The sequence below is a fragment of the Streptosporangium sp. NPDC049376 genome, assembly GCF_044466505.1.
Taxonomy (GTDB): domain Bacteria; phylum Actinomycetota; class Actinomycetes; order Streptosporangiales; family Streptosporangiaceae; genus Streptosporangium.
Genome location: NZ_JBITMT010000004.1, coordinates 468,724 through 482,747, shown reverse-complemented (window position 1 = coordinate 482,747; position 14,024 = coordinate 468,724). Strand labels below are relative to the sequence as shown.

General features: G+C 71.6%; 9 protein-coding genes. 8 read left to right on the top strand and 1 reads right to left on the bottom strand.

Annotated features, from left to right (window positions below):
* The first annotated feature begins 31 nt into the window (after positions 1-31).
* From ACIBVQ_RS15135 to ACIBVQ_RS15100, 8 genes are all read left to right on the top strand, one after another.
* Positions 32-1,096: an ABC transporter substrate-binding protein gene (locus ACIBVQ_RS15135; protein ID WP_352016533.1), complete on the top strand. Its 1,065-nt coding sequence runs from the start codon at positions 32-34 to the stop codon at positions 1,094-1,096.
* A gap of 129 nt (positions 1,097-1,225) precedes the next feature.
* On the top strand, positions 1,226-1,978 hold the full coding sequence (locus ACIBVQ_RS15130) for a methyltransferase domain-containing protein (protein WP_352016532.1): 753 nt from the start codon (positions 1,226-1,228) through the stop codon (positions 1,976-1,978).
* Positions 1,979-2,155: 177 nt separating this feature from the next.
* A complete protein-coding gene (locus ACIBVQ_RS15125; protein ID WP_399177939.1) occupies positions 2,156-4,444 on the top strand; it encodes a hypothetical protein in 2,289 nt (762 codons plus the stop codon).
* A 3-nt stretch (positions 4,445-4,447) separates the two neighbouring features.
* Positions 4,448-6,505 carry a UvrD-helicase domain-containing protein gene (locus ACIBVQ_RS15120; RefSeq protein WP_362914219.1) on the top strand — a complete coding sequence of 686 codons (2,058 nt, stop codon included), beginning with the start codon at positions 4,448-4,450 and terminating at the stop codon, positions 6,503-6,505.
* Between the two features lie 49 nt (positions 6,506-6,554).
* On the top strand, positions 6,555-8,402 hold the full coding sequence (locus ACIBVQ_RS15115; RefSeq protein ID WP_352016529.1) for a sigma factor-like helix-turn-helix DNA-binding protein: 1,848 nt from the start codon (positions 6,555-6,557) through the stop codon (positions 8,400-8,402).
* 21 nt (positions 8,403-8,423) lie between these two features.
* Positions 8,424-9,746 (top strand): cysteine--tRNA ligase, encoded by a 1,323-nt coding sequence (locus ACIBVQ_RS15110; RefSeq protein WP_399177936.1) that lies wholly within the window; start codon positions 8,424-8,426, stop codon positions 9,744-9,746.
* Positions 9,747-9,783: 37 nt separating this feature from the next.
* Positions 9,784-10,260, top strand: coding sequence for a GNAT family N-acetyltransferase (locus ACIBVQ_RS15105; protein ID WP_352016527.1), 477 nt, complete (start codon positions 9,784-9,786; stop codon positions 10,258-10,260).
* A 221-nt stretch (positions 10,261-10,481) separates the two neighbouring features.
* Positions 10,482-13,016 carry a penicillin acylase family protein gene (locus ACIBVQ_RS15100; RefSeq protein WP_399177934.1) on the top strand — a complete coding sequence of 845 codons (2,535 nt, stop codon included), beginning with the start codon at positions 10,482-10,484 and terminating at the stop codon, positions 13,014-13,016.
* A gap of 6 nt (positions 13,017-13,022) precedes the next feature.
* Here ACIBVQ_RS15100 and ACIBVQ_RS15095 read toward each other — a convergent pair whose 3' ends face one another.
* Positions 13,023-13,991, bottom strand: coding sequence for an MBL fold metallo-hydrolase (locus ACIBVQ_RS15095; RefSeq protein WP_352016525.1), 969 nt, complete (start codon positions 13,989-13,991; stop codon positions 13,023-13,025).
* Positions 13,992-14,024: the final 33 nt, after the last annotated feature.

The window sequence follows — 14,024 nt, the reverse complement described above, 5'->3', positions numbered from 1 at the left end:
CCGCCGCGCGATCACCGAGAGTATTCGATGAGTGACCGTACGCATCAGCGCCGCCGCCATGCTCCTCATCGCCACGACCGCCGGATGCGGCGGCACACAGGCACAGGACGACGGGAAGCTCCCGCCGATCAAGCCACAGGCCGCCTCCCTGAAGGACGGCTTCTCGACGATGGACCGCCTCGTCGAGGCCGCCAGGAAAGAGGGTTCGCTCACCGTCATCGGGCTGCCGCGTGACTGGGTGAACTACGGCGAGATCATCGACACCTTCTCCGACGAGTACGGAATCAAGGTCAACCAGGTGGAGCCCGCGGCCAGCAGCCGCCGGGAGATCGAGGCCGCCGCGCAGCTCAAGCCGGACGTGTTCGACCTGAGCCTGGAGGTCGCGGTCGCCAACGCCCCGATGTTCGCCCCCTACCGGGTGCAGCAGTGGCCGGACGTGCCCGACAACCTGAAGGACTACGGCGGGCGCTGGTACGCCGGATACGGCGGCTACATGTCCATCGGTTACGACCCGCGCAAGGTCGCGACGCCCGCCTCCTACCAGGACCTGCTCAAGCCCGGCTACAGCGTCTCGCTGCCCGGCGACCCCCGGCAGACGGCCGCCGCCTTCAACGGGGTGATGGCCGCCTCGCTCAGCGCGGGCAAGGCCGAGGCCGCCAGGGGAGTCGCCTTCTTCGGCCGCCTGAAGAAGGCGGGCAACCTCGCGGCGAACGAGCGGGCGGCCACCGTGGTGGTCGACTGGGACTACCACAACGCCGAGCGGGCGGCCCACGAGGCGAACGGCTGGAAGGTCGCCATCCCCGGCGACAGCGTGCTCAGCGCCTACTACGTCCAAGCCGTCAACAAGGACGCCCCGCACCCGGCGGCGGCCCGCCTCTGGCAGGAGTTCCTCTTCTCCGACCGGGGTCAGAACCTCTTCCTCAAGGGGTACGCCAGACCTGTCAGAATGGAGGCCCTGCAGATGCGTGGCACCCTGGACACCGAGGCCGCCGCCAGACTCCCGGTGACCGGCGCGAAGCCGGTGATCCTGACGATCCCCGAGACCGACACGGCCAAGACCTACCTCAAGAAGGAGTGGGGGGAGAGGGTCGGTTAAGCCGGAGGCTGATGCGACTGATATGTCGGGACATCTTTGAGGCTCTAAAGTGTCTGGGGAGGACCGATAAGAGGCCGTGGCGTCTCGGAATGTGAGCTGATCGTCTTGCGATACGACACCCCGAGTCAGATGAGGTGGAACGCTCGCGCCTACGACAGCAGCTTCGGATACGTCTCGGCCCACGGCGCGCCCCTGGTCGACCTGCTCGACCCCCAGCCGGGGGAGCGTGTCCTCGACCTCGGCTGCGGCACCGGGCTGCTGACCGCCGAGATCAGCTCACGGGGGGCACGGGTGCTCGGCATCGACGGCTCCTCCGCGATGATCGAGAAGGCGCTCTCCCTGCATCCCGGGCTTGAGTTCATCGTGGGGGACGGGCGCGACTTCACGGTCGCGGAGCCGTACAACGCGGTCTTCTCCAACGCGGCCCTGCACTGGATGGGGCGGGAGCCCGACACGGTGATCTCCAACGTGTGGCAGGCGCTGACGCCGGGCGGGCGGTTCGTCGCGGAGATGGGCGGCGCCGGCAACTGCGCCGCGCTGACGGCGGCGCTGTCCACCGCCTGGCGGGAACACGGGCTCCCCGAACCCGATCTTCCGTGGTACTTCCCCAGTCCGGCCGAATACGCCACACGGCTGGAGAAGGGCGGTTTCACCCTCCGCCTGCTTGAGTACTTCGACCGGCCGACCCCGCTCGACGAGTGTCCGGGGGGAGCCGCCGACTGGGTGCGAACGTTCGCCGGTTCCCTGATCCAGGGAAAGCCGGTGGAGCTGGTCGAATCCCTGCTGCTTCGGGTGAACGAACTGGCCGCTCCCGCCCTGCGGCGGGAGACCGGTTGGATGGCCGACTACGTGCGGCTCCGCTTCGCGGCCGTACGACGCTGACCAGACCCGATGCGCTGGGGCGATTTGCCAGACTATGGTCTGTTCCATGAGTCTCGTTCCCCGGCGACGAGGAGTGACTCGGGCGGCTTGAGGGGCTGGTGAAGGGAACGGATGAACTTCTGTCTGAGTGACCTCGTGCCGCCGCTCCGCTGGAGCGACGCGGCCACGATTCCACTCTTGCGCGACCAGTCTGAACTGCCCGGCGCGTGGTGGCGCAGCCTGCCCGTCTCCCGGGTGCTGGCCCTGCTCGGCCCCGAGCGGTTAGCCGGGATCCTCGCCGGGATCACCCTGGAGCACTGGCCCGCCGCCGCCGTCGGCGACGTGTTGCCCGCCCTGTACGTCCTGGACCCCGAGGACGCCGACGAACCCTGTACGGCCATCGCCCTCGACCGCGCGGGCTCGTGGGCGGGGCTGCTGGCCCTGACCGGTCACGAACTGCGCGAACAGCCCTTCATTCAGCCGCTCCCCGTGCTGAACGCGCTGTTCGGCGCGGTCTTCGCCCGTCTGGCCGCCCCCGGCGTCGCACCCGCCCGTACCGGCGGGACCGCCGAGGACGTCGCGGAGAACGCCGAGGCCGCCGGAAACGTCAAGGACGCCAAGGCCCCCGAGGCCGCCCAGGACGCCGCGAGCGCCGAAGATGCCGGGAAGACCGAGGACGTCGCGAGCGCCGAGGGCATCGAGGATGCCGGGGACATCGGGGGCTCCGAGGACTCCGGGGAGGCCGCGCCGCAGGACGCCCCTGAGGCTCCTCAGGAAGCCCCCCAGGAGGCCCCGCAGGGCGACGCCGAGGCCGTACCCGAAACCACGCCCGAAGCCACGCCTGAGGCCGTGTCCGAGGGCATGCCTGAGGCTTCCGAGGTCGAGAAGGCCGAGAAGGAGGACGCGGAGAGGGCCACGGACAAGGCCGGGGAGGAGCCCGTGGAGGCTCCGGCTCCCTCGGACGTCCCGTTGGCCGTCTCCCCTGCCGCTCCCCCGGCCCCGCCCGAGCCCAAGCCGATCCCCCTTCCCGTACGGCCGAAGCGGACCCCCGGGTCCACGCTCCCCAAGCCACCGCCCCAGGTGGGTTCCGCTCCCGAGCGCGGGCTCTTCGAGCCGATGACCGCCGTGAGCCCGGAGACCGGACCCGAGCCGAAGCCCGAACCGGAACCTCAGCCCGAGCCGGAGGCCGCACCGGAACCAGAGGTCGCACCGGAGCCGGAGGCCCTGCGGGAGCCGGAACCGGAGCCCGTTGAGTCCGCTGAGGCCGTTGATTCCGCCGAGCCCGTTGAGCCCGTCGCCGAGCGGGCCCCCCAGCCGGACGACCTGTACGCGCTGCTCGACGGCGCCTTCGCCGACCTCGACGACAGGAGCTGGGCCGTCGCGCAGAACAGGGTGTTCACCGACGCGCCCGCGGCCGTCGAGGCCCTGTCCAAGCTCTTCGCGGTGCCGCCCGAGGTCATCGACGAGGTCGAGGCCGCCCTGCGGCACCGGCTCGGCGAGTGGCTCGCCTCAGCGGAGGCGGAGCCGTACCGGGAGCATCTGGCGGAGGTCGGCAGGGCGCTCGGCAAGGCCGCGCCCAAGGCCCGTCTGGCCACGGTCGCGCCCTGGCACGCCCGTGAGCTGCGCTCGCTGGACGTGCCCGCCTGGCAGTTCGTGCTGGCCACCCTGCCCCACCACCGGCTGGCCGAGGACTGGCTCGTCGAGGGGGACATCACCGAGCTGCGTCACCTCACCCGCGACGTGATCAGCGGCGCCAAGCCCCCGCTGACCATGTCCAAGGCCCTCGACCTGGTCGCCTCCCTGGGCATCCACCACGAGGTGGCCAAGGACTGGCTCGCGGGCGTCCCGCAGCTGCGCATCCTCGGCGCCGGGCAGCGTCCTGCGCAGCAGGGGCCCCCACAGCAGGGATCCCCGCCTCCGCGGCAGGAGCAACCCGTCCAGGAGGACGAGGAGCGCAGGGAGGGCCCGTTCCGCCCGCTGAAGGACGTCTCGCTGACCCGGCGTTGCTTCAGGCAGCCCGACGGCCGCTGGTGGCTCAGGATCGACGTCACCGCCGAGCACCTCCAGGGCGTCGAGTGTCCGCTGCCCAGCGGGTTCGCCGCCTATCTCGGCCTGTCGCCGGGGAGCGCCCGCAGGGTGCAGAGCGCGGTCGGCGAGCTGGGCCTGAGCTGGCAGGAGCGTCCCGTCCTCGAATCGCTCAGGACACTCCTTGAGGACGCGGGGGCCAAGCCCGGCGGCCACCTGTTCGTGACGCTGTCCGACGAGGGGGTCCTGCGGGCCAGGCACCTGCCCGCGGCGGGCGGTGACACGGAGCCGGTCGCGCGGGCGCTGCGGCTGGTCGGCTACACGGCACCCGGCGGTACGGCGGAGCAGGCGGCCAGGGTCATCGCCACCCGGGTCGGCATGACCGGGCAGGTCGGACTGCCGGACCTGCTCGCCCGGTTGAGAGAGCGTGGGGACCGCGACCTGTTGTCCCTGCTGGCCTAGCCCATGCCCCGACTCGCGATCTCCCCGGACTTCCCCGCCGAACTCGGCGCGCTGGCCCAGCCCGCGCGCCGGGACGCCGTCGTCGCGGTACGCCGCTTCATGCAGAACGTGGCGGGGGCTCCGCACCCGGAACGGGTCAGGGGGGCCAGGGACCCCAGGGTCGTCACGCTCAGGCTGGCCGAGGGCCATCGCGGCGTCATGGTCAGGCACCGGGACGTCCACTGGCTGCTGACCGTCCTGCCGGAGACGGAGGCCTGGGCCTACGCGAGACGCCACCGCTTCAGCGTCAACACCGCGCTCGGCGTGGTCGAGATGTGGGACGCCGAGGCGCTCGAACGGATCGAGCCCGCCGTACTCAGGGCGGCCGGGGCGACCTCGGTCCGGCTGTTCGCCGACACCTGTGACACCGACATGGCCGAGCTCGGCGTCGAACGCGGGCTGCTCGGCCTCGTCAGGCAGATCACCGACGAGCTGACCCTGGAGGCGCTCGAACCCCTGCTGCCCGCCACGCAGTACGCCCCGCTGGCCGCGCTGGCCAGGGGTGAGTCGATGGCCGGGGCCTGGCGGGAGCTTGAGGCCTGCCGGGCGACCGCGCCCCCCTCCGGGCCGATCGACCCCGACGACCTGACCGCCGCGCTGCTGCGCAGCCCCGACCGTGCGATCTTCGTGGGCAGCCCGCGTGAGCTGAACCACGTCCTCGACGCGCCCGCCTGGTGCGTGTTCCTCCAGCCGACGCTGCACCGCCTGGCCCGCTGGGAGACCCACGAGCAGCCGACCCTGGTCACCGGCGGGGCCGGGACGGGCAAGACCCTGCTGGCCCTGCACCGATCGGCCTTCCTGGCCAGGCGTGGCGCGGGTCAGATCCTGCTGGTCACCTTCTCCCAGCGGCTGAGCGCCGACCTCGCCTCCCGTCTCGACCTGCTGATCGAGGACGAGGTGACCCGTAAGCGGATCGAGGTCGGCAACGTGGACCGGCTGGCCCACCGCATCGTCGCCGAGGCCGAGGGACGGGCGCCCGCGCTGGCCGGGGCCGCCGAGGTGAACGCGCTCTGGCTGGAGACCGACACCGGCCACAGCCCGGCCTTCCTGCTGCGTGAGTGGGAACAGGTCGTGCTGGCGCAGAACCTCAAGACTCTGCAGGAGTATCTCGACGCCCCCAGGTCGGGCCGTGGCGTCGGGCTCTCCGCCGAGGAGCGGACCGAGGTGTGGCGGGCCGTCGAGCACGTCACCCTGCGGCTCAGGGAGCGCGGCAAGCGCACCCTGCTCCAGCTCGCGGGCGACGCCTGTCAGCTGCTCGGCCGTACGACCGGGGACCTGCTGGCCGACAGCGCGCCGCGGCGGGAGCCGTACCGGCACATCGTGGTCGACGAGGCGCAGGACCTGCATCCGGCGCAGTGGCGGCTGCTGCGGGCGGCGGTGCCGTACGGGCGGGACGACCTGTTCATCGTGGGAGACCCGCACCAACGGATCTTCGACACCCGGGTGACACTCGGTTCGGTGGGAATCGACGCGATCAGACGGCGTCTGCAGGTGTCGTACCGGCTTCCACAGGAGATCCTCACCTGGGGCGTGCGGTTGCGCGGCGGCGGCCCCGCGGACGGCCTGGTCGACGGAGTGCAGGAGCTGTACGGCTTCCGCGCGACGCGGAACGGGGCACGTCCGATGGTCCGTGCCTACGATTCACCGGAGGAAGAGCTGACCGGTCTGGCCACACAGGTGGGACAGTGGGTCCAGGAGGGCGTGCCGCCCCAGGAGATCGGGGTGGCCGCCAGGACGGCGGGCCTCGTGCGCGACGCCCGTGACGCCCTGCGCGAGGTGGGGGTGCGGGTGACGACGTTGCACGGCATGAAGGGCCTGGAGTTCCGCCGGGTCGCCGTGATCGGAGTCGCCGACGGTGTCGTGCCCGCTCCCGACTCCCTCACCCCGGCCGAGGAGGACCCGACCGCGCGGGCGCACGACCTCCAACGGGAGCGTGGCCTGCTCTATGTCGCGTGTACCCGAGCCAGGGAGCTTCTTTACGTGTCCCACTCCGGACGAGCAAGCCCCTTTCTCCCGACCTAACGACATACTCTGAACTGCGGATATATTCCCCTTTGCCGGTTGGACCTCAATGAACCTCAGCCTGAGCGACATCGCGCCCCCCCTGCGCTGGACCTCTCCCGGCCAGGTAGCGCCGATCGCAACCGACCCCCGTCTTCCCGAGGCGTGGTGGCAGGCGCTCCCGCTCGACCGGGCCTGCTCGACCATCGGGACGTCCGAGGTCGCCGGACGCCTGGCCGACCTCGCCCTGACGTGCTGGGGCCACCTGATGCTCGGCGACGTCCTGCCCCTGCTCAGGTTCTCCGACCCGGCTTCGAGCGTCAGCACGCCGGAGGGCCTGGGACGCGAGGTGGTGCACCGGATGTTCACCGGGGTCATCGAACGCCTCCTGGAGCCCGTCACCGAGGAGAGCGTCGGCCAGACCCGTCCCACCCGCCCTGACCGGCCGCTGCCCGAGCTGATCGACGAGGTCTTCGCGACCCTGGACGAGCGGCAGCGGGCCATCGCCAGGGACCGCCTCTACGCCTCGCAGCGGGCCACGCTGGACGACCTGGCCCAGCGTTTCTCCGTGACCAGGGAGCGCATCAGGCAGATCGAACGCGACCTGCGCGACCACGTCGAGGCCTGGCTGACGAGCGAGGACGCCGCCCCGCTGGTCGGGCACGTCTCCTGGCTGCGCGGCAGGCTCGGCTCCGCGGTCCCCGCCGACGACCTGGCCGCCGCCGTCCCTTGGCACCGCAGCGACCTGGCCACCCTGGGCATCCCGTCCTGGCGGTTCGTGCGGACCCTGCTCACCGGCTACGACCAGGTGGACGGCTGGCTCGTCGCGGGCGGCGCCGACGAGCTGCGGGAGAAGACCAGGCAGCTGTTCACCGACGGGCCGCGCCCCCTTGAGGAGGCCGTCTCGCTGGTCAGCCAGCTCGGCATCCGCGAGGACGTGGCCGAACGCTGGCTCATCGCCGTACCCCAGTTGCGGGTGCTCGACGGGCACGTGGTGCCCTGGCCGCGCAGCGTCAACGACAAGGCCGAGGCGGTGCTCGCGGTCGCGGGCACCGCGCTGACGCCGGAGGAGATCCAGGAGCGCATCGGCGAGGACTACAGCCTGGTCGGCATCCGCAACCAGCTGACCGCCGACGACCGCTTCCTGCGCCTCGACCGCAACAAGTACGGCCTGGCCAGGTGGGGCGGCGAGGAGTATCTCGGCATCCGGGAGATGATCGCCAGGGAGATCGAGCGGGCCAACGGAGAGGCCTCGGTCAACACCATCGTGACGAACCTGACCTCGCGCTACGACGTGAGTGAGAGCTCGGTGCGCGCCTACGCGGGCGGCCCCGGGTTCGAGCGCACCCAGCGCGGCTGGATCAGGGTCGCGGGCTCCGAACAGTCGGACTACCAGCCCCGCAGGGACGTCTCCTCGACCAGGCGGTGCTTCCGCAGCCGTGACGGGCGCTGGTGGCACCGGGTCGACGTCAACGCCGAGCACCTGCGCGGTTCCGGCTCCCCGCTGCCCACCGGGTTCGCCGCCTACCTGGGCATGGCCCCCGGAGGCCAGCTGACCGCCTCGACCCCGTCCGGCGACGTGGTGATCAGCTGGCACAACCAGCCGACCATGGGCTCCATCCGTCCCATCCTGGTGGCCGCGAACGCGGCCGAGGGCGACCACGTCTTCCTCACGGTCTCCGACGGGGGTGAGCTGCTGACCCGCTACCTGCCCTCGGCGGCGGCGACCCTGCCCCCACTGAACCGGGCCCTGCACCTGATCGGCTACACCGCGCCCGTCGCCTCGGAGGCCGAGGGCATACGTCTCATCGGCGCCCGCATCGGCCTGCCGGACGGCTCTCCGAAGGAGGATGTCGGCGCCCGACTGCGTGACCGGGGCGATCGCGACATTCTCGTCCTTCTTGAGGGGGCCGTCTGAGGCTTCCCGTAGGCTCGAAGAATGCTACGGCTGTATGACACGCGGCACCGCCGCGTCGAACCGGTCCTCCCGCAGGGCGCCCGTTCGATGCGCGTCTACGGCTGTGGCCCGGCCGCCGGGCGTGTGACGAGCCTGGGCGACCTGCGCGCCGGTCTGCTGGCCGACCTGGTCAGGCGGGTGGTGGAACGGCGGGGCGTCCGGGTCGTCCGCTGTCTGGGCCTCACCGATCTGGGCCGCCCTCCCGCGGGCCACGGGACCGAGGGGCGTGGTCGGCGCGACGCGTTCGAGGCCGAGGCTCTCGCGCTGAACATCCATCCGCCCCAGCACTCCCCCGAGGTCTCCGAGACCGTCGGCCCGGTGATCGAGATGATCGCCAGGCTGGTCGAGCGGGGGCACGCCTATCCGGCCTCCGACGGGTCCGTCCTCTTCGACGCCACCTCCTTCCCCTCCTACGGCGAGCTGTCCGGCAACCGCCCCGAGCGGCTGCGGCCCCGCGCCGGGGAGGCCGGCCCGCGCAAGCGGCACCCCGCCGACTGGGTGCTGTGGCGGCCCACCGAGGAGGAACCCGCCTGGCGGGCGCCGTGGGGGCGGGGGGTGCCCGGCCGTCACATCGGGTGCTCGGCCATGGCCCTGCGCTCCCTCGGCGAACGGATCGACCTGCACGTGGGCGGGATCGACCTGTGCTTCCCGCACCACGAGAACGAACGCGCCCAGTCGGACGCGGTCACCGGGCACGAGGTGGTCGCCCACTGGGCCCACTCCGGTCACCTGCTGTTCGACGGGCACGAACTGGACGGACGCGCGGGCGGGGCGCCGGCGCTCGGGGAGGTCACCCGGGCCGGTCTCGACCCGCTGGCCGTACGGCTGGCGCTGCTCGAACACCGCCACCGCGGACGGCTGGACCTCACCTGGCAGGCCCTGCGCGTCGCCGACGCCACGCTGCGGCGCTGGCGTTCGCGGGTGGCCGGGTGGGCGGAGGCGCCGAGCCGCCCGATGCCCTCGGGGCCGGTCTCCGCGATCGAGGACGCCTTCGACGACGACCTCGACACACCGCTGGCGCTGCGCCTGCTGCGCGGGCTCGAACGCGACGAGGCGGTCGCGCCCGGCGCCAGGCTTGAGGCGTTCCTGCATCTGGACCGTGTCCTGGGCCTCGACCTGTCCTGCGGGATCGGCCGCTCCGAGAGCCTGCCGCCGGGCGCGGCCGAGCTGCTCCAGCGGCGCCCGAGGGCGCGGGAGGCCGGAGACTGGGCCGCCGCCGACCGTCTCCGCGCGGAGCTGGCCGATCTCGGGGTGCTCGTCCGTGACACACCCGAGGGGCAGGACTGGTCGGTGCGGCCCTCCTGAAAGCCGTTTGTCGGTGGCGACCGGTAGCGTCCCGATCATGAGTGACAATGGCGTTGTCGTACGGCCGGCCACGGCCGCCGACCTCGACGGGGTCGTGGCGTGCAGTTCGGCCCTCTTCGCCGAGGACGCCGGCAGGCGTGACCCCTCTCTCGACGTGAACTGGCCGAAGGAGCACGGCCCGGTCCACTTCGCCGCCGCGCTGGGCGACCCGGCGCGCCTGGTGATGGTCGCCGACGACGGGGGCAGGGTCGTCGGCCACATGACCGGCTCGCTGTCGGGGCCGACCCCGATGCGGCCGGTCGCGGTCGCGACGCTGGGCAGCATCTACGTGCAGCCCGCCTACCGGGGGCAGAAGATCGGCAGCAGGCTGGTCGCCGAGTTCAGGACGTGGGCCGGGGGCAACGGGGCGCAGTACGCCGGGGTGACGGCCTACGCGGGCAATGAGGGGGCGGTCCGCTTCTACCAGCGCAACGGATTCGCCACGCGCTCCGTCGTCCTGGAGACACCGCTGTGACCCATCGTCGTCGCCGATAACCGGCTGTCACCGTCCTCCTTGAGCCGTTCCACCGTCTTTTCCCGTCTCACTGCGGGTTTTCCCCTGTTGTACACGGGGCCGCCACGCGGTTCCCCGGGGGTCGCGGAGGTGGAAGCGGCGTTCTGACGTGCGAAGAGCTGCCAAACTTGTTCGAGCACGCCGCCTAGGAGGTGTTTGTGAAGTTCCGGCCATATGCCCGGATGCCCCGACCGCTCATGTGGCTCGCGCGGGTGGTGACCACCCTCGTGGTGCTCTGCCTGGCTCTGGCCGGAGCGGGGGTGCTGGCCGTACGAGCGTCGTTCCCGCAGGTGTCGGGCGACCTCAAGGTGAAGGGCCTGACCGGAAAAGTCACCGTATATCGCGATAAAACAGGGGTGCCGCATATCTATGCGGACTCCTCGGAGGACCTGTTCCTCGCCCAGGGCTACGTGCACGCCCAGGACCGGTTCTTCGAGATGGACTTCCGCAGGCACGTGACGGCCGGACGCCTGTCCGAGATGTTCGGCCCCTCGACGCTCCCCGAGGACAAGGCCATCAGGACCATGGGCTGGCGGCGGATCGCCGAGCGGGAGCTGCCGATGCTCTCCGAGCAGACCCGCCGCTATCTCGACGCCTACGCCAGGGGCGTCAACTCCTGGATGGAGCAGCACGAGGGCGCACTCGGCAAGAGCCTGGAGTACGGCCTGCTCAGGCTCACCAACTCCGGCTACCAGCCGGAGCCGTGGACCCCCGTCGACTCCGTCGCCTGGCTCAAGGCCATGGCCTGGGACCTGCGCTCCAACCTCTCCGACGAGATCGGCAGAGCGGTGGCGGCGAGCAAGCTGCCCCGTGAACGGGTCGAGCAGCTCTGGCCCGGCTACCCCTTCGGCACGCACCGGCCGATCGTCACCAAGGGCTCGGTCACCGACCACGGCTTCGACCAGGCCCAGGAGCCGCGTGGCGCCTCGCCCGGCCCCGAGGAGAGCGCCGACCCCACGGCGCTGACCGGGGCCGCCGCGACCGTCGCCGCGGTACCGAGTCTGATGGGCGACCCCAAGGGGGGCAACGGCATCGGCTCGAACTCCTGGGTCGTCGGCGGCGCGCACACCGCCTCGGGCAAGCCGCTGCTGGCCAACGACCCGCACCTGGCGCCGGGGATGCCCTCGATCTGGTACCAGGCCGGGCTGCACTGCCGTACCAAGAGTGAGCGGTGTTCCTTCGACGTCACCGGGTTCACCTTCTCCGGGCTGCCCGGCGTGATCATCGGGCACAACGACCGGGTCGCCTGGGGGTTCACCAACCTCGGCCCCGACGTCGCCGACCTGTATCTCGAACGGGTGAGGGACGACTCCTACCTGTTCATGGGCGAGTGGCGGCCGCTCACCACGAGGGCCGAGAAGATCGAGGTCGCGGGTGGCGATCCGGTCACGCTCACGGTGCGCGAGACCCTGCACGGGCCGATCATCTCCGACGTCATGGGCGACGCGAAGGACGCCCTGCCCGGCGCGGCCGCGGTCTTCAGGGAACCGGCGGACGCGGTCGCCCTCAAGTGGACCGCGCTGGAACCCGGCAGGACCGCGGACGCGATCTTCGACCTCAACACGGCACGTGACTGGCCGAGTTTCAGGGCGGCGGCGAGCAAGTTCGAGGTTCCCTCGCAGAACATGGTCTACGCCGACGTGGACGGCAACATCGGCTACCAGGCGCCCGGCCGCATCCCTGTCAGGACCAGGGGCGACGGCACCTGGCCCGTCCCCGGCTGGACCGGCGAGTACTCCTGGCAGTCGACCATCCCCTTCCAGGACCTGCCCAGCGCCTACAACCCGCCGGAGGGCTACGTCGTGACCGCGAACAACGCGGTCGTCGATCCCGGGCGCTACCCGCACATGTTGACCAAGGACTGGGCGTACGGCTACCGCTCCCAGCGCATCCTCGACCGCCTTGAGGCCGAGATCGCCAAGGGCAAGGTGGACGTCGAGACCATGGGCGCGGTCCAGCAGGACACCGGCAACGGCCTCGCGCCCTTCCTGGTGCCCCGCCTGACGGCCCTGAAGGTGGCCGGGGACCCGGCACGCGCCCTCGACCTGCTGCGTTCCTGGGACGGCTCGCAGGGTGTCGACTCGGCCCCCGCGGCGTACTTCAACGCCGTCTGGCGGCACCTGCTCATCGAGACCTTCAACGACGACCTGCCGGAGGTGGCCTGGCCGACCGGCGGCGACCGGTGGTTCGAGGTGGTCCGCGTCATGCTCGACCGGCCGGAGGACCCGTTCTGGGACGACACGCGGACGCCGCAGCGGGAGACCCGCGACGACATGCTGCGCCGGGCCATGGCACTCGGCTACGACGAGCTGCGGCGGCTCCTGGGCGAGGACGTCAAGGCGTGGCGCTGGGGTGAGGTGCACACGCTCACCCTGACCAGCCAGACCTTCGGCTCCTCGGGGATCTCTCTGGTCGAACGGCTGTTCAACCGTGGCCCGTTCCCGGTGCCGGGCAACGACGACGCGGTCGACGCCGCGGGCTGGGACGTCCAGGAGGGGTACGAGGTCAGCTGGCTGCCGTCGATGCGGATGGTCGTCGACCTCGCCGACCTGGACAGGTCACGATGGATCAACCTGACGGGCGCCTCGGGACACGCCTTCCACGCCAACTACTGGGACCAGGCGCCCCTGTGGGCCGACGGCGGGACGACGCCGATGCTCTCCCGCGAGGAGTCCGTCAGAAAGGCCGCCGTCGACACCCTGACCCTCACGCCGTGACCCGTCTCACGGCAGGACACGGGACTCGCCGACGGCCAGGTCCCACAGGTCGGCGCGGTCTCTGCCCGCCGCGGCCCATGCCGCGCGGGCCTGTTCGACCGGGGCCAGCAGCGGCTCGCCGGACAGCAGGAAGGTGCCCCAGTGCATGGTCGCCATCCGCCGCGCCCCGACGTCCGCGCACGCCTGTACGGCCTGCGCCGGATCGACGTGCGAGTTCTTCATGAACCAGCGGGGCTCGAACGCGCCGACCGGCATCAGGGCCAGGTCGACGCCCGCCGGATAGCGCTCCCCGATCTGGGCGAAGCGCTCGCCGTACCCGCTGTCCCCGGCGAAGTAGACCGTCTGGTCCACGGTCCTGATGACCCAGCCGCCCCACAGCGTCCTGCAGGTGTCGCTGATCGACCTGCGGCTCCAGTGGTGGGCGGGGACGAAGTCGAAGGACACCTCGCCGATCTCGGTGCTCTCCCACCAGTCGAGTTCGACGACGTCGGTGAAGCCCCGCCGGGTGAACCAGGGCCTCAGTCTGGCCGGGACGAGGACGGGGGTGTCCCTGGGCAGGCGCCGTACGGTCGGGGCGTCCAGATGGTCGTAGTGGTTGTGGCTGATCACCACGGCGTCGATCCTGGGCAGGTCCGTCCAGGCGACGCCGGGCGGGGTGAGCCTGGGCCTGCCCCCGGGGATGCGCCTGGCCCAGACGGGGTCGGTGAGGATCGTCAGGCCGCCCATCTGCAGGACGTAGGTCGCGTGCCCGACCCAGGTGACCACGGTCTCGGTCGCCACCGGCCTGGGCAGCCCGTTCCTGGTCACCGGGATCAGGTCGGCGTCCCCGGTCTCCGGCCGGAACCCGCCGTGCCACATGGCGGCGAGCAGTTCCTGGAAGGCGGGCAACGGAGAGGTCAGCCGGTCTCTGAAGCTACGTGGCCACGCCCGTTCCGGTGCGCGCGGCGAGATCTCAGGCTGGATCGTCTGAGACATGGGTGACCCCCTTGGCAACCACCGGTCCGGGCG